A 16,073-nucleotide genomic window follows, 5' to 3' on the forward strand; every position below is an offset into this window, starting at 1 on the left:
GGGAGATGCTTCATGGCCCGCATTGACCTCGTCGATCTCGCGCACTCCTACGGCGGCAACGACGCGCCGCAGGAATCCTTTGCGCTGAAGCCGGTTACCATGACCTGGCGGCAGGGCGGCGCCTATGCGCTGCTCGGGCCGTCCGGCTGCGGCAAGACCACGCTGCTCAACCTGATCTCCGGCATCGTGACGCCGTCGCGCGGAAAGATCCTGTTCGACGGCCGTGACATCACGCCGCTGTCGACGCAGAAGCGCAACATCGCGCAGGTGTTCCAGTTCCCGGTGATCTACGACACCATGACGGTCGGCCAGAACCTGGCCTTCCCGCTGAAGAATCGCGGCGTCGCGAAGGCCGAGGTCGACGCGCGCGTCAGGCAGATCGCCGATCTGCTCGACCTCACGCCCTATCTCAAACGCAAGGCGACACGGCTCACCGCCGACGCCAAGCAGAAGATCTCGCTCGGCCGCGGTCTGGTGCGCTCCGACGTCGCGGCCGTCCTGTTCGACGAACCGCTAACGGTGATCGATCCCGAGCTGAAGTGGCAGCTGCGCTCCAAGCTGAAGGCGCTGCATCGCGAGCTCGACCTCACGATGATCTACGTCACCCACGACCAGACCGAGGCGCTGACCTTCGCCGACACCGTCGTCGTGATGCATGACGGCCGCGTGGTGCAGAGCGGCACGCCGGCCGAATTGTTCGACAAGCCGGCGCATACGTTCGTCGGCTACTTCATCGGCTCGCCCGGCATGAACATCGTGCCCGCCGAAGTCAGTGGTCACGAGGCGCGGGTCGACGGCCATGTCATCGGCCTGCATCGAAACTATGGTGTGCTGCCTGCGGGCAAGAAGATCGAGATCGGCGTGCGGCCGGAATTCGTCGATGTCGCGGCGCCGGCGTCAGGGCTGCTGTCGGCCAGCATCGAGCGGATCGACGATCTCGGCCGCATCCAGTTCGCCCGCGTGCGGGTCGGCGATACCAAATTCGCCGCGCGTGTGCCGCCGGGCTTCTCGGTCTCCGGCAACACCGCCGGGCTGATCTTCAATCCCGCGCACGTCCACGTCTATGCCGACAGCCATTTGGTGGAGGGGGTCGCCTGATGGACAAGACGATCAACCAAAAAGCCTGGTTCCTGGTGCTGCCGGTGTTCCTGGTGGTGGCGTTCTCGGCGGTGCTGCCGCTGATGACCGTCGTGAACTATTCGATGCAGGACACCTTCGGCAACAACCAGTTCTTCTGGAACGGGGTCGGCTGGTTCAAGGAGCTGCTCGATCCATCGACCGATCTCGGCGGGCGCTTCCTGGCCTCGCTCGGCCGCAACCTGTTCTTCTCTGCGGTGATCCTCGCGATCGAGGTGCCGCTCGGCATCATCGTCGCGCTGTCGATGCCGCGCGAAGGCTGGAGCGTCGCGGCCTGCCTCGTCATCCTCGCCTTGCCGCTGCTGATTCCGTGGAACGTGGTCGGCACCATCTGGCAGATCTTCGGCCGGCCCGATATCGGCCTGCTCGGCTATGTGCTGAACCACCTCGGCCTCAACTACAATTACGTGTCCAATGAGGTCGACGCCTGGGTCACGGTCATCGTGATGGACGTCTGGCACTGGACCAGCCTCGTCGCGCTGCTCTGCTACGCCGGGCTGAAGTCGATCCCCGACGCCTATTACCAGGCGGCGCAGATCGACGGCGCCTCGCGCTGGGCGGTGTTCAAGGCGATCCAGCTGCCGAAGATGAACCGCGTGCTGCTGATCGCGGTGCTGCTGCGCTTCATGGACAGTTTCATGATCTACACCGAGCCGTTCGTGGTCACCGGCGGCGGCCCCGGCAATTCGACGACCTTCGTCTCGATCGAGCTCGTCAAGATTGCGCTCGGCCAGTTCGACCTCGGCAAGGCCGCGGCGCTGTCGCTGGTCTACAATCTGATCATCCTGATCGTGTGCTGGGTATTCTACACCGTGATGGTCAATGCCGGCTCCGAGCGTCCGGCCAAGGAAGGAGCGGCGTGATGCATTCGATCCCCGGCCGCCGCCTGATCATGGCGCTGTTTTTGATCTTCCTGCTGTTGCCGATCTACTGGCTCGTCAACATGAGCTTCAAGACCAACGCCGAGATCGTCTCGACGATGACGCTGTGGCCGCACACGCCGACGCTGCAGCACTACAAGCGCATCTTCACCGACGAGAGCTGGTATTCGGGCTACATCAATTCGCTCGAATACGTGGTGCTCAACACAATCATCTCGATCGCGGTGGCGTTGCCGGCGGCCTATGCGTTCTCGCGCTACCGCTTCCTCGGCGACAAGCATCTGTTCTTCTGGCTGCTGTCAAACCGCATGGCGCCGGCGGCGGTCTACGCGCTGCCGTTCTTTAACCTGTATTCGGCGATCGGCCTGTTCGATACGCCGTGGGCGGTCGCGCTCGCGCACTGCATCTTCAACGTGCCGCTGGCGGTGTGGATCCTCGAAGGCTTCGTCTCCGGCGTGCCGCGCGAGATCGACGAGACCGCGTTCCTCGACGGCTATTCGTTCCCGCGCTTCTTCATCAAGATCCTGGTGCCGCTCATCGCAAGCGGCATCGGCGTCGCCGCCTTCTTCTGCTTCATGTTCTCCTGGGTCGAGCTGCTGCTCGCGCGGACGCTGACCTCGGTGCAGGCCAAACCGATCGCGGCGATCATGACGCGCACGGTCTCGGCGGCCGGCATGGACTGGGGCCTGCTCGCCGCCGCCGGCGTGCTCACCATCATTCCGGGCGCGCTGGTGATCTGGTTCGTCCGCAACTACATCGCGCGCGGCTTCGCGCTCGGCCGGGTCTAGGAGGCGATCATGGAATCCATCGCATGGATGGCCTGGACGCTGCCGACCGCGATCTTCTTCGTGCTGCTGGCCTCGACGCTCGGCGTGATGACCTGGCTCGCGGCGGTTTATCCCGAGGCCGAGCGGGTCGGCGTGCTGCGCATCCCGACCACGCGCGGCGATCGTTTGTTCATTTCGCTGGTGCTGGCGGCGGTGATCCACCTGTTGTGGATCGGCCTCGTCGGCACCGATCCGATCCTCACCCTGCCGATCGGCGAGGGCGTGGAAATTTCGAGCCTGTGGCTCGCAACGCTGATTTCGCTTCTTTCAGCCGTGGCGATCTTTCGCACCGTCTGACGAAAGCGAAGAAGAGCAGATCCGGGGTCAACCCGGGCCTGGGGTTTTGTTTGTCGCTGCAACCGGAGGAATCATAATGCGACATTTGAGAACGACAAAGGATAGTCTTTTGACTATGACCAGCGCCGCCGCGCTGATCGCGGCTTCGCTCGCGGTCGCCACGCCGGCCCGCGCCGCCGACGATGCCGTGATCCAGAAGTGGATCGCGGAATTCCAGCCCTCGACGCTGTCGAAGGAAGACCAGAACAAGGAGCTCGAGTGGTTCGCCAAGGCCGCCGAACCCTTCAAGGGCATGGAGATCAACGTCGTCTCGGAAACGATCACGACGCACGAATATGAATCGCAGACGCTGGCCAAGGCGTTCTCCGAACTGACCGGCATCAAGCTCAAGCACGACATCATCCAGGAAGGTGACGTCGTCGAGAAGCTGCAAACCCAGATGCAGTCGGGCAAGAACGTCTATGACGGCTGGATCAACGATTCCGACCTGATCGGCACCCACTTCCGCTACGGCCAGACCATCATCCTGTCGGACTACATGAAGGGTGAGGGCAAGGAGGTCACCGACCCGATGCTCGACGTCGACGACTTCATCGGCAAGTCGTTCACCACGGCGCCGGACGGCAAGCTGTATCAGCTGCCCGACCAGCAGTTCGCGAACCTCTACTGGTTCCGCTACGACTGGTTCACCAACCCCGAGTACAAGGCCAAGTTCAAGGCCAAGTATGGCTACGAGCTCGGCGTGCCCGTGAACTGGTCGGCCTATGAAGACATCGCCGAGTTCTTCACCAACGACATCAAGGAGATCAACGGCGTCAAGGTCTACGGCCATATGGACTATGGCAAGAAGGATCCCTCGCTCGGCTGGCGGTTCACCGACGCCTGGCTGTCGATGGCCGGCAACGGCGACAAGGGTATCCCGAACGGCCTGCCGGTCGACGAGTGGGGTATCCGCATGGAAGGCTGCCGTCCGGTCGGCTCCTCGGTCGAGCGTGGTGGCGACACCAACGGCCCGGCCGCGGTCTACTCGATCACCAAATATCTCGACTGGCTGAAGAAGTATGCCCCGCCGCAGGCCCAGGGCATGACCTTCTCGGAAGCAGGTCCGGTGCCGGCGCAGGGCAACATCGCCCAGCAGATGTTCTGGTACACCGCCTTCACCGCCGACATGGTGAAGCCGGGCATCGCCGTGATGAACGCGGACGGTACGCCGAAGTGGCGTATGGCTCCGTCGCCGCACGGCGCTTACTGGAAGGAAGGCATGAAGCTCGGCTATCAGGACGCCGGCTCCGTGACGCTTCTGAAGTCGACCCCGCCGGATCGCCGCAAGGCAGCCTGGCTCTATCTGCAGTTCATCATCTCCAAGTCGGTGTCGCTGAAGAAGAGCCATGTCGGTCTCACCTTCATCCGTGAGTCCGATATCTGGGACAAGTCGTTCACCGAGCGTGCGCCGAAGCTCGGCGGCCTGATCGAGTTCTACCGCTCGCCCGCGCGCGTGCAGTGGACCCCGACCGGCAACAACGTGCCCGACTATCCGAAGCTCGCGCAGCTGTGGTGGCAGAACATCGGCGATGCGTCGTCCGGTACCAAGACGCCGCAGCAGGCGATGGACGCGCTGGCTGCGGCCCAGGATTCGGTGATGGAGCGTCTTGAGAAGTCCGGTGTGCAGGGCGCCTGCGGACCGAAGCTGAACAAGAAGGAATCCGCCGAGTTCTGGTACAAGAAGGCCGAGAAGGACGGCACCATCGCTCCGCAGCGCAAGCTCGCGAACGAGAAGCCGAAGGGCGAGACGATCGACTACGACACGCTGATCAAGTCGTGGCCGGCCAACCCGCCGAAGCGCGCCGAAGCGAAGTAAGGCGCAAGCAAAGGCGTACCAGCCCACGCCATCCGAAGACGACGAAAGGCCGGGAGCGATCCCGGCCTTTTTGCTGATTGCCAGGTCATTCCGGGATGGTGCGCAAGCACCAGACCTCAGGTGCGCAACTGCGCACCGGGGAATCTCGAGAATCCGGGTTCGATGCGTCGCATCGCCCCGGAATGACGATGTGGAGAGAGGAGCGCTCCCTACTCCGCCGCCTCGGTCGCCTTCAGCGTCGGATAATCCGTGTAGCCCTTGGCGCCGCCGCCGTAGAAGGTCGCCTTGTCCCACTCGTTGAGCGGCGCGCCGGTCTTGAGCCGCTCGACCAGGTCGGGGTTGGAGATGAATGGCTTGCCGAACGCGATCAGGTCGGCCGCGCCGGCCTCCAGCACTTTCTCCGCTAGCGCGAAATCGTAGCCGTTGTTGGCGACATAGGCCTGCTTGAAGCGCTTGCGCAGCGAGGCGTAGTCGAACGGCGCGATATCGCGTGGGCCGCCGGTTGCGCCCTCGACGACGTGGAGATAGGTCAGCTTCAGCGCACTGAGCTGTTCGACGATGTAGTCGAACAGCGCTTGCGGATTGGAGTCGGTGATGTCGTTGGCCGGCGTCACCGGCGAGATCCGGATGCCGGTGCGATCTGCGCCGGCCTCGGTGGCGACCGCCTTGGACACGTCCAGCATCAGCTGGGCGCGGTTCTCGATTCCGCCGCCATAAGCGTCGGTGCGCTTGTTGGTGCCGTCGCGGGCGAACTGGTCGAGCAGATAGCCGTTGGCGCCATGGATCTCGACGCCGTCGAAGCCGGCCGCCAGCGCATTCGCCGTGCCGCGCTTGAAGTCCTCGATGATCCCGGGAATTTCCGACAATTCGAGCGCGCGTGGCTCGGACACGTCGGCAAACGTGCCGTTCACGAAGGTCTTGGTCTTGGCTTTGATCGCGCTCGGCGCCACCGGTGCGCCGCCGTTCGGCTGCAGTGCGACATGCGAGATGCGGCCGACATGCCAGAGCTGGATGAAGATGCGGCCACCGCGCTCATGCACCCGATCGGTGACCCTGCGCCAGCCCTCGACCTGTTCCTTCGAATAGATGCCGGGCGTGTCCTGATAGCCCTGGCCCTGCTGCGAGACCTGGCTCGCCTCGGTGATCAGAAGGCCGGCGGAGGCGCGCTGGCCGTAATAGTCCACCGCGAGCGGGCTCGGCACCATGCCGGGCGGCACCGCGCGGTTGCGCGTCAGTGGCGCCATCACCAGGCGGTTCGGCAGCGTCAGCGCGCCGAGCTTGTAGGGCTCGAGAAGTTTGGTCGATTGGCTCATGTAAATGTTCCAGAGAATGACTGATGAAGGACAATTGTGCATTGCCGCGACGAGCGCAATGCCCGAGGCATTCGCGCTCCGCAGACTAGCCGCGCACAATTCCGCCCATGTGGCCGGCATCGAGGAACAAGGTGTGCGCGTTGACGTAGGAGGATTCATTCGAAATCAGGAACAGCGCAGTATAGGCGACCTCCCAGCCGGTGCCCTGGCGGCCGAAAGGCACTGTCACGGCGCGGTCCGATCGCCTGCGGCTGGCGTCGCGCCCCATCGGCGTGTCCATGAAGCCGGGCGCGATCACATTGCAGCGAATGCCCTTGTCCTCGCCGGCCCGCGCGATCGCCCGCCCCAGCGCGATCTGCGCCGCCTTGGAGGATTCATAGGCCGGGTTGCGGCCGCCGGCGCGCTGGCTCGCCATTGAGGAGATCAGGATGATCGCGCCGCCCGGCGCCATCACCTCCAGCGCCTTCTGCGCGAACAGCATGTGGCTGCGCACATTGACGGCATAGTCGCGGTCCCAGGATTCGGCCGTCATCTTGGGCAGCGACAGGCCGGAGGAGATGCCGACATTGAGCGCCAGCCCATCGAGCCCGCCGAGCCGCTGCGCGCAGCGTTCGACCGCGGGCGCGATCGCCGCGACGTCGGCGACATCGACCACGTCGGTGAAGGCCTTGCCGCCTTCGGCTGTGATCTGCGCGACGGTGTCGTCGGCGGCGTCCTTGTTGACGTCGAGGCAGGCGACCGACGCGCCCTCGCGCGCGAACAGCACGCTCATGGCGCGGCCGTTGCCGATCGGCGGGGCTTCATCCACGGTTGTGCGCTGTCCCGCGCCGACCACGATGACGCGCCGCCCGGCGAGGCGGCCGTGGTTCTTCGCCAGTCCGAGCGCTTCGGCATGCAGCGAAGCGGACGGATCGATGGCTTTCGGTGCGTGGGTTGTTGTCGACATGGCGTGCTCCCTGACGTCTTGTTGTTGTCAGGGAGCAGTAGCACGGGCGAGGGCGTGAAGCGAAAATCCCGTCGCGGGGAATATGGATCGCCGAAGCGCGTCAGCTGACGCCGAGGAAATCGCGCTTGCCGATCTCGACGCCGTTGTGGCGCAGGATGTCGTGCGCGGTCACGGCGTGGAAATAGAAGTTCGGGAACGAGAACGCGCTGAGGAATTGCTGGCCCTTCAGGGTCATCGTGCGATCGGGGCCGATCGGGAAGGTGACGTCCCTGACGTCGGCGCCGTCGAACTGCGCCGGCTTGAACGACTTCACATAGTCAATCGTCCTGGCGAGCCGCTGCTTCAGTTCACCGATGCTCTTCTCGGTATCTGGCGTCGACGGCACTTCGCTATGGGTCAGCCGCGCGCAGCCCCGTGCGGCGTGATCGCAGACAAGTTGCACCTGCTTGGTCAGCGGCAGCATGTCGGGATAGAGCCGCGATCCCAGCAGCACCTCGGGCGCGATCTTCTTCGCTTCGCAATGCGCCTCGGCCTTGGTCAGCTCGCCGGTGAGGCTGTTGAGGATCTGCAGGTAGGCGGGGACGACGGCGTCATGAAAGGACATGTGATGCTCCCTGTTCTGATGAAATCCGGATGTTACCGAACGGCGATGCTGCAAGTGGGGCGGCAAGGGGAAGAATACAACTGCGGGGAGCTGTAACACTTGGTCAAATATTTCCCGCGGGCGGCATTCTTGATCCCGTCATCCTGAGGAGCGCGAAGCGCGTCTCGAAGGATGCACGGCCCCAGTGTGGCCGATTCATCCTTCGAGGCTCTCTCCGCTCGCTCAGGATGACGGATCGCCAGAGTCTGCGTAGCCCGGATGGAGCGCAGCGCAATCCGGGGAGGCGCATCGGGGCTTGTCCCGGATTTCGCTGCGCTGCATCCGGGCTACGGAAAATGGGCGTTTGCTCTACCGCGTCCCCGGTGCCGCGGCATCGGCGGCCGGCTGGGTGCGGGGCCCGCCGCGCATCCGCGCCAGGAGCTCCGCGGTCGGCCAGGAATCCGCCGGCAGGCCGTATTTCATCTGCATCGCCTTCACCGCGCTGCGGCTTGCCTGTCCGAGCACGCCGTCGATCTTGCCGACGTCGTAGCCGGCGCGCGCGAGCAGTCCCTGCAGCTCCTTGATCTCATTGAACGGCAATTGCGCGACCGGACCGTGCGGCCGCTGCATCGGCGGTGCGCCCGCGATGCGGCCGGCGAGATAGCCGGCGGTGGTCGAATAGATCAGCGAGTTGTTCCACTCGGTGTAGGCGGCGAAGTTCGCATAGGCGAGGAACGCCGGACCCATCCGGCCCATCGGCAGCAGCAGCGAGGCCGGCATCTCGTCATTCGGCAATGCCTTGCCGTCGGTCAAGCTGACGCCAAGCGATACCCATTTCGATCGCGGCAGCTTGATGGTGAGGTCGGCCTGGTCCCACGGGAAATTTGCCGCCTGCGGCACGCGCACCTCCTGCAGCCACGGCTCGCCGCGCCGCCATTTCAATCCGGTGGCGATGTAGTTCGCGGTCGAGCCGATCACGTCGGGGCCGCTTTGCAGGAGATTGCGATGGCCGTCGCCGTCATAGTCGACCGCGTAGTTGAAATAATGCGTCGGCAAGAATTGCGTCTGACCGAGCTCGCCGGCCCATGAGCCGATCATCTGGTCGGGCGTCAGGTCGCCGCGCTCGATGATCTTCAGCGCGGCGATGGTCTCGCCCTGGAACATCTCGGAGCGGCGGCAATCATAGGCCAGCGACACCAGCGATTTCAGCGTCGGCAAATTGCCCATCTGGACGCCGAAATCGCTCTCCAGTCCCCAGAACGCGGCGATCACCGCCGGCGGCACGCCATACTCCTTCTCGGCGCGCGCGAACGCGGCGGCATAGGTCCGGATGTATTGTTGGCCCTGCTGCATGCGATAGTTCGCGGCCATGCGGCCGGCGAACTGGGTGAAGATCTGCCCGAACACGCGCTGGCCGCGGTCGCGGTTGACGATACCCTGGTCGTAGATCAGGTAGGGCGCGGCCTCCGCGATCGTGCGCTGCGAGACGCCGGCGGCGACCGCCTTCTGCTTCAGCTCGGCGAGGAAGCGATCGAAGTTCTGCCCGTTGTGGCAGGACGCAGCCCGCGGCGAGGCGACGGCGGCAGGGCGCGGCCTGACCGGCGCAGGATTCAAGGGGCTGGGCAGCGGCTGCTGCGCCGAGGCGAGGGTAGAGAGCGCCAGCGCCCCCGCGATCGCTGCGATCATGATCCGGGCGCGGAGGGGAGAGGCTGGCATCGATGTCACCGGCTGGAAAAAAGGGGAATTGAAGCCCAATCTGCATACACCAGGGCGACACCGGGCAACAACGGGGGTAGCGCCGTTAGACCAATTGGGCTGAGGTAGGTTGAGAGGCCGCCGCTATGATCGGCCGGTGATTCGCGGGCGGGGTGTCGGCGGATCGATCACGCCCGGAGGGACCCATGTGGAGTTTTCTCGAGCGTCTCTTGGATTCGTCGACGTTTTCGCCGCACGGCATCTGCCTGTTGTGGGAACCGGAGCTGATCTGGCTCCACGTGATTTCAGACGCGATCATTGCCGCTTCGTATTTCTCGATCCCGTTCGCGCTGGCGATCCTCGTCTCCAAGCGGCGCGATTTCCAGTTCGGCTGGATGGCCTGGCCGTTCGCCACGTTCATCCTCGCCTGCGGCCTCACCCATGTGTTCTCGATCTACACGCTGTGGGTGCCGATCTACGGTCTCGAGGGCCTGCTCAAGGCGCTGACCGCTGTCGCCTCGATCTTCACCGCAGTGCTGCTCTGGCCGCTGATCCCGCGGATCCTCGCGATCCCGACCGAAGAGCAGTTGCGCGAGGCCCATGTCGCGCTCGCCGAGGAGGGACGGCAGCGCCAGTGATCGGAATTCCTGCTCGAGCGCTTTTGCGAGGCCGAGGCCAATGAGAGCAAGATCCGTCAGGCGCAGAAGATGGAAGCGGTCGGCCAGCTCACCGGCGGCATCGCGCACGACTTCAACAACATCCTCACCGTCATCACCGGCACGATCGAGATCCTGGCCGAGGCGGTCACTCACAACCGCCAGCTCACGGAGATCACCGCGCTGATCCGCGACGCCGCCGAGCGCGGCGCATCGCTGACGCGGCATCTGCTCGCCTTCGCGCGCAAGCAGCCGCTGCAGCCGACCACGCTGTCGGCCAATAATGGGAGCGAAGCCCTTGCCGTGCTCGACAGCGGCGCGCCGATCGATCTGTTGTTCACCGACGTCATCATGCCGGGCGCGATGAACGGACGCGACCTCGCCACCGAGGCGCGGAAGCGCCGCCCGGGCCTGCGCGTCCTCTTCACTCGGGCTATACCGATGACGCCATCGATCAGGACGGCAAGCTCGAGCAGGGCATCCTGTTCCTGGCAAAACCCTACAGCCGCGCCGAGCTCGCCCGCATGTTGCGCGTCGCGCTGCGCGAGGAGGGGGCGGTGATTGCACAGGAGCCGGCGGCGTAGCGAGAGATCGTAGCCCGCATGAGCGAAGCGACATGCGGGACCGGTCTTACCCCGCATATCGCTTCGCTCATGCGGGCTACCGATCGCCGCGGCACATAACCGATTATTAACCCGCGCCGCGTCGCTGCGACGCACTGGTTCCCCTTGCGGCTTCAGCGGCAAAATCCCTACCTCAGCGGCGTCAGTTGTGGCAGCATTCCGCTCGCCGTGAGGGAACAACGATGAACTATTTCCGCACCGCGCTCCTGCTTGCCGGCCTCACCGCCCTGTTCATGGGGGTCGGCTATCTGATCGGCGGCGGCACCGGCGCCGTGATCGCGCTGATGGTCGCGGCTGCGACAAATCTGTTCACCTACTGGAATTCCGATCGCATGGTGCTGTCGATGTACGGCGCCCATCAGGTCGATGCGGGCTCGGCGCCCGAACTCTACAATCTCGTCGCCGAGCTGGCACAGCGCGCCGCTCTCCCGATGCCGCGCGTGTTTCTGATGGACGAGGCGCAGCCCAATGCGTTCGCGACCGGCCGCAATCCGGAGAACGCGGCGGTCGCCGTCACCACGGGCCTGATGCAGCAGCTCAGCCGCGAGGAGCTCGCCGGCGTGATCGCGCATGAGCTTGCGCATATCAAGCATCACGACACGCTGACCATGACGATCACAGCGACGATCGCCGGCGCGATCTCGATGCTGGCGCAGTTCGGCATGTTCTTCGGCGGCAACCGCAACAACAACGGCCCCGGCATCGTCGGATCGATCGCGATGATGATCCTGGCGCCGCTCGGCGCCATGCTGGTGCAGATGGCGATCAGCCGCACCCGCGAATACGCCGCCGACAATTATGGCGCACGCATCGTCGGCCAGCCGATGTGGCTTGCCTCCGCGCTCGCGAAGATCGAGAACGCCGCGCATCAGGTGCCGAACATGGAGGCCGAGCGCAATCCGGCCACCGCGCACATGTTCATCATCAACCCGCTGTCGGGCCACGGCGTCGACAATCTGTTCGCGACCCATCCCTCGACCGCGAACCGCATCGCCGCGCTGCAGCAGCTCGCCGCCGAGCTCGGCACCCAGACCGCGCCGCGCCCGGCCGGTGGAAGCTATCCGCCGCGCAGCCCGTGGGGCGGATCCGGCCAGCGTGGCCCGTGGGGGTAGGGTAAGACCAAGCCGTAGCCGCGAAGGCGGTGTGCTCCCTCGCCCCGTTCTTAGGGGAGAGGGTTGGGGTGAGGGGCTGTCTCCGCAAATACGGCGATAGCTGCACTCGCGGAAGCTCCCCCTCACCCGGAACGCATCTAGCGATGCGTTCCGACCTCTCCCCGCACGCGGGGCGAGGTGAAGTGAAGGCAGCTGCTACGCGCTCGCGGCGTCCAGCCGTTCGACCTGATCCTTGCTCAGCTCAAGTTCGGTCGCCGCGACCAGCGTTGCGACCTGCTCGGGCCTGGTAGCGCTGGCAATCGGCGCGGTGACGGAGGGTTTTGCCATCAGCCAGGCGAGCGCGACCGCGGCCGGCTCGGCGCGGGTTTCCGCGGCGACCTCGTCAAGACCGGCCAGGATGCGCATGCCGCGCGGGTTCATGTATTTTGGGATGCTGCGTGCACCGCGGGGGCTCTTGGCGAAGTCGCTCTCCGAGCGATATTTGCCGGTCAAAAATCCTGCGGCGAGCGAGAAGAACGTGATCACGCCGACGTCGTTCGCCTCGCAGACGCGTTGCAGCGCGCCTTCGTAGCTCGAGCGCTCGGCGAGGCTGTATTCGGGCTGCATGCTCTCATAGCGCGGCAACCCGTTCGCCTTGGCAATGTCGAGCGCACTCTGGAGCCGCTCCGCCGAGAAGTTCGAGGCGCCGATGGCCCTGACCTTGCCGGCCTTGATCAGCTTGTTGTAGGCCGCGAGCGTCTCTTCCTGCGGTGTCGTCTCATCGTCCTTGTGGGACTGGTAGAGATCGATGAAATCGGTCTGTAGCCGCCGCAGCGAATCCTCGACGGCGCGCGCGATGTAGTCCGGCTTCAGCCCGACATTGCCGCCTCCCATGTCCATGCCGACCTTGGTGGCGAGGATGACGCGGTTGCGGTTGCCGCGCGCCTTCATCCATTTGCCGATGATGGTCTCGGATTCGCCGCCGCTGTGGCCCGGCACCCAGCGTGAATAGACATCCGCCGTATCCAGGAATGTCAGCCCCTGATCGAGCACGGTGTCGAGCAGGCGAAACGACGACGTCTCGTCCACGGTCCAGCCGAATACATTGCAGCCGAAGCACAGGGGAGGGACAGTGAGGCCGGAGCGGCCGAGCGCGCGATGCTTCATGAGTTTTCTTTCGCTTGTTCTTGATGGCGGGCGCCGAACACTGAGGCAGATCGCCCTTGTTTGCAAGGCGTTGTCCCGCCACCGCCTAGCGGGCGCCGACGCGTCACTCGGCGGGCTCGGATGGATCGCGTTCGTCGGTCGGGTCAGGCGCGCTGCCCTTCAGTGCCGCATCGACCAAGGAGAGATTTCGTCGCAGAGCAGAAACGCGATTTTATTTGCCGCGGGTCTGATGTAGATTGCGCGGCGAGCTGCCACCGGTTGCGCCGAAATCCGGAGAATGAGCGGCAGCGCGACTGGCCATCGGCAGGCCATTTCTTCTCATTTTTCAGTACGAAATGCTCTGCCCGGGCCGCGCGCCTGGGTGAATGTTTTTTTCATTCCAACCAAACGGAGCGATTGCCATGCATTTCTGCTTCTCTGGTGAATACACCCCGCGTTCCCTGAACAACATCATGGAAAACCCGACGACGAATCGATACGAGGCCGCGAAGAAGTTGATTGAGGCCGCCGGCGGGAAACTGATTTCGATGTACAGCACGGCGACCGATGGCCCCGGCGTGATGGTGATCTTCGACGTGCCGGATCCGAGCTTCGCGCCTGCGGTCAGCGGCGTGGTGGTTGCGGCCGGCGCCATGCAGAACGTGCGGCTGGTCCGGCTCTTTACCCAGGACGAGATCAAGGTGGTGCGTCAGCACGCGACCAACCTCAAGGCCGCCTACACGCCGCCCGGTGGCTAGCAGGCCGAGCGATCCAAAACGGCGCAGATTGATCTGATGGCCGGTGTCACTCTCGCGCGGCGGCGCTTGCTGGCGTCCCGCGCGGAGGCGAGGGCCGTTGCGCGCCGCTGATCCGGGGCGTCAACGGAATGGGCACTAGCTCAGGCGGATGTCCTGGCTACGTGCATGCCGGCCACAGCCCCGGCCGGTTGTGCCGTCGCATGACGTCCGCCGCCTCGCTCGGCCTCCGCTTCAGCAAGACGAGCGCAGTACGCGCTAAGGCGCGATGAGATCAGGGCGTGTACTCATGAATTCTTCGCGTCCGCTTTGATCTCGGAAGCTGACGTTGAGGCCGACATCGCCGTATTTCGGCCTTGGGCCAATAAGCAACATCCAAAGAAGTTCAGTTGACTAGGGGCGGGCCTCAAAGTTCATGTTGAACGGCGTCTCGGTCGCGCGACCGAACTACTTAGAGCCCGCCCCTATAACGCATGCTCGCATGTCCAGCTCTTCTTAGCGGACGACTAGCAAATGCGACAGGGGATGCGAAGTATCGCCTTGGCCGACCAGCGCCGCTTGGGGATGGAAAAATCACACCCCCCGCTTCTTCAGACCGAGCCCCTCGAACTGCGTCTTCTGCTCGTCACTCAGGTTCCAACGGAAATCGTCGACCGCGTCGTTCACGCTGATGATCGCCTCTCTCATCGCTTCCAACCGCGCCTTCGCGGCCTTAAGGCGGGCCGGTGGGGTGAGCGCGTCCTTTGGCGGGCATGGGTTTAAGGCTTCCATGGTGCCCATCGTGGTATCCTGCACCACTTCGAGCGCGGCGCGTTGCGTATCGTTCAGTTTCAGGCTGGCGACGATGTCGTCGAGGGGCCATTGCTGGGCGACGAGCTGGCGGTATTGCTTTTCGGCCTGTTGCTCGTCTTGCGGTTCACGGCTCGCCTGGCAGGCGGCGTCCTGCATCTCCTTCAGCTTCGCGGCCGCAGCGTTAGCGCGGCGGTCGCGTTCGGGCGTGTTGAGCTGGGCCTTCTGTTCATCGCTTAGGAGATCGTAGAATTTTTGAAATGGCGGCATAACGGTCGCAACTGCGCTCAGCATCGCGTTGACGCGGCTCTGCATGGCCGCGAATCGCTCCAGCGCGGTGGTTGCGGTCTGTGCTGTACAGGAAGCGCGGATGGTGTTGCCGGCGGAAATCCAGGCGCTCGCGAGCTCGTCGAAGGCTGCGCGCTGCGCCTCGTTCGCCGCGACCGCCAGGCCGATCCGCTCGAGGGGAAGGCCGGTCGTCTCGGCGGTGTCGCCGCTACAGAATTCCTGCACCGAGGGCGCTTTGCGATGCCGCCTCCCGGCGGGGCGCTCGGCCGCAAACGCTGAGAGATCGCTCGCAGCGTAAGGCGAGAAGATCGCGGCGTAGAGATCGCCGTAGCCATAGGCCCAGAAGCCGCTGCCATCATTGAGAAGCGCGTAGTCATAGAGATCGCTGTAGGCAAACGGCCAGAAGAGCGGACCGACCCAGCCGTATGAACCGTCGGAGTGCTGCCACCAGCCTTGCGCAGCTCGGCCGCCCTGCCAGCCGGCCAGCGCGGCGACGGCAGTGAGCTGCGCGCGCTCACTCGGGCCGATCGACTCGGCGGCGGGGCGAAGATCTTGCGGTCTTAGAGCAGCCATGCGGACGCGGCTGTGGCGCGCCGCCATGCGTGCGTGGCGGCGACCTGCGACCGACAGCACGCCGGCCACCGCGAAGCGCGCGACACTCACGGGGCCGCCAACGCGCAGGCGGAAACCCGCCTCGGCCGCGCTCGGCAGCGCTCCCAGAACGCCAATTGCAACGCCGGCCGCAGCCATTCCAAGGCGGGACTTTGACATGATCTCTCCCTCGGTCTCTTCCTTGGCGGTCCAGGCCACATCGCGTCACAAATATGACTCGCAGCGGAACCGAAAGTTCCTCCCGCCGTTTTCATTGGGTGAACCTGCGGTCGACGTCAACGGATTAGTCGCGTCGAGTACACGCGCTGGGTCGAATCGTCATCGCGCTTTAGTTTGGTGTGTGATTCGCGCAAACGCGTTGTCGCGAGGGAAAGCCGCTTCGCACTTTTCCGGATCATGCTTTAGCGCACGTCGTCCTCGGTCGAATCCTCCTCCGTTTTCGGCGGCCAGGCGCCGCGCCGGACCAGCGCCTCGTGCAGGAGATGTGCTCGCTGTTCGTCGCACCCGATGGCTGCAAGGTGGTCGAAGGTGCGATCAGCAAGGACGGCTGGTGCAAGGCCTTTGCCGCGGTGGATT

The 16,073-nt window shown here is 64.6% G+C and carries 14 protein-coding genes and 1 pseudogene; 9 read left to right on the forward strand and 6 right to left on the reverse strand.

What is annotated here, in order from left to right; genetic code table 11:
• Window positions 1-12: 12 nt before the first annotated feature.
• The 5 genes from J2R80_RS15190 to J2R80_RS15210 all read left to right on the forward strand — a co-directional run bounded on the left by J2R80_RS15190 (window position 13) and on the right by J2R80_RS15210 (window position 5,000).
• Window positions 13-1,098, forward strand: a complete 1,086-nt coding sequence (locus tag J2R80_RS15190) for an ABC transporter ATP-binding protein (RefSeq protein WP_141340516.1) — start codon at window positions 13-15, stop codon at window positions 1,096-1,098.
• A complete protein-coding gene (locus tag J2R80_RS15195) occupies window positions 1,098-2,000 on the forward strand; it encodes a carbohydrate ABC transporter permease (RefSeq protein ID WP_028338609.1) in 903 nt (300 codons plus the stop codon). The genes J2R80_RS15190 and J2R80_RS15195 overlap by 1 nt, the downstream gene beginning before the upstream one ends.
• Window positions 2,000-2,806 carry a carbohydrate ABC transporter permease gene (locus tag J2R80_RS15200; RefSeq protein WP_028333212.1) on the forward strand — a complete coding sequence of 269 codons (807 nt, stop codon included), beginning with the start codon at window positions 2,000-2,002 and terminating at the stop codon, window positions 2,804-2,806. Before J2R80_RS15195 ends, J2R80_RS15200 begins: the two co-directional genes overlap by 1 nt.
• Window positions 2,807-2,815: 9 nt before the next feature.
• A complete protein-coding gene (locus J2R80_RS15205) occupies window positions 2,816-3,142 on the forward strand; it encodes a DUF2160 domain-containing protein (RefSeq protein WP_057016960.1) in 327 nt (108 codons plus the stop codon).
• A gap of 115 nt (window positions 3,143-3,257) precedes the next feature.
• On the forward strand, window positions 3,258-5,000 hold the full coding sequence (locus tag J2R80_RS15210; protein WP_253640971.1) for an ABC transporter substrate-binding protein: 1,743 nt from the start codon (window positions 3,258-3,260) through the stop codon (window positions 4,998-5,000).
• A 209-nt stretch (window positions 5,001-5,209) separates the two neighbouring features.
• Here J2R80_RS15210 and J2R80_RS15215 read toward each other — a convergent pair whose 3' ends face one another.
• The 4 genes from J2R80_RS15215 to J2R80_RS15230 form a co-directional block, all read right to left on the reverse strand.
• Entirely contained in the window at window positions 5,210-6,313 is a 1,104-nt protein-coding gene (locus J2R80_RS15215) for an alkene reductase (RefSeq protein ID WP_141340517.1), read from the reverse strand.
• A gap of 85 nt (window positions 6,314-6,398) precedes the next feature.
• Window positions 6,399-7,259 carry an SDR family NAD(P)-dependent oxidoreductase gene (locus tag J2R80_RS15220; RefSeq protein ID WP_057016962.1) on the reverse strand — a complete coding sequence of 287 codons (861 nt, stop codon included), beginning with the start codon at window positions 7,257-7,259 and terminating at the stop codon, window positions 6,399-6,401.
• 100 nt (window positions 7,260-7,359) lie between these two features.
• Window positions 7,360-7,863 (reverse strand): DUF1993 family protein, encoded by a 504-nt coding sequence (locus J2R80_RS15225; RefSeq protein WP_057016963.1) that lies wholly within the window; start codon window positions 7,861-7,863, stop codon window positions 7,360-7,362.
• A gap of 348 nt (window positions 7,864-8,211) precedes the next feature.
• A complete protein-coding gene (locus tag J2R80_RS15230) occupies window positions 8,212-9,558 on the reverse strand; it encodes a lytic murein transglycosylase (protein ID WP_141340518.1) in 1,347 nt (448 codons plus the stop codon).
• A 185-nt stretch (window positions 9,559-9,743) separates the two neighbouring features.
• Between J2R80_RS15230 and J2R80_RS43450 the strand changes: the two genes are divergently transcribed.
• From J2R80_RS43450 to htpX, 3 genes and pseudogenes are all read left to right on the forward strand, one after another.
• Entirely contained in the window at window positions 9,744-10,175 is a 432-nt protein-coding gene (locus tag J2R80_RS43450; protein WP_057016965.1) for a hypothetical protein, read from the forward strand.
• 6 nt (window positions 10,176-10,181) lie between these two features.
• Window positions 10,182-10,777 (forward strand): annotated as a pseudogene (locus J2R80_RS43455) (response regulator); the annotation flags it as partial.
• Window positions 10,778-10,998: 221 nt separating this feature from the next.
• Entirely contained in the window at window positions 10,999-11,928 is a 930-nt protein-coding gene (gene htpX, locus J2R80_RS15240; RefSeq protein WP_141340519.1) for a zinc metalloprotease HtpX, read from the forward strand.
• Window positions 11,929-12,123: 195 nt separating this feature from the next.
• Here the strand turns inward: htpX and J2R80_RS15245 are convergent, their stop codons facing one another.
• Window positions 12,124-13,074 carry an aldo/keto reductase gene (locus J2R80_RS15245; protein ID WP_057016967.1) on the reverse strand — a complete coding sequence of 317 codons (951 nt, stop codon included), beginning with the start codon at window positions 13,072-13,074 and terminating at the stop codon, window positions 12,124-12,126.
• A 401-nt stretch (window positions 13,075-13,475) separates the two neighbouring features.
• Between J2R80_RS15245 and J2R80_RS15250 the strand changes: the two genes are divergently transcribed.
• Window positions 13,476-13,811, forward strand: a complete 336-nt coding sequence (locus J2R80_RS15250) for a GYD domain-containing protein (RefSeq protein ID WP_076826139.1) — start codon at window positions 13,476-13,478, stop codon at window positions 13,809-13,811.
• 570 nt (window positions 13,812-14,381) lie between these two features.
• Here J2R80_RS15250 and J2R80_RS15255 read toward each other — a convergent pair.
• Window positions 14,382-15,635: a Spy/CpxP family protein refolding chaperone gene (locus J2R80_RS15255; protein ID WP_141340533.1), complete on the reverse strand. Its 1,254-nt coding sequence runs from the start codon at window positions 15,633-15,635 to the stop codon at window positions 14,382-14,384.
• Between the last annotated feature and the right edge of the window lie 438 nt (window positions 15,636-16,073).

This window comes from Bradyrhizobium sp. USDA 4541 (assembly GCF_024171085.1).
Taxonomy (GTDB): domain Bacteria; phylum Pseudomonadota; class Alphaproteobacteria; order Rhizobiales; family Xanthobacteraceae; genus Bradyrhizobium; species Bradyrhizobium australafricanum.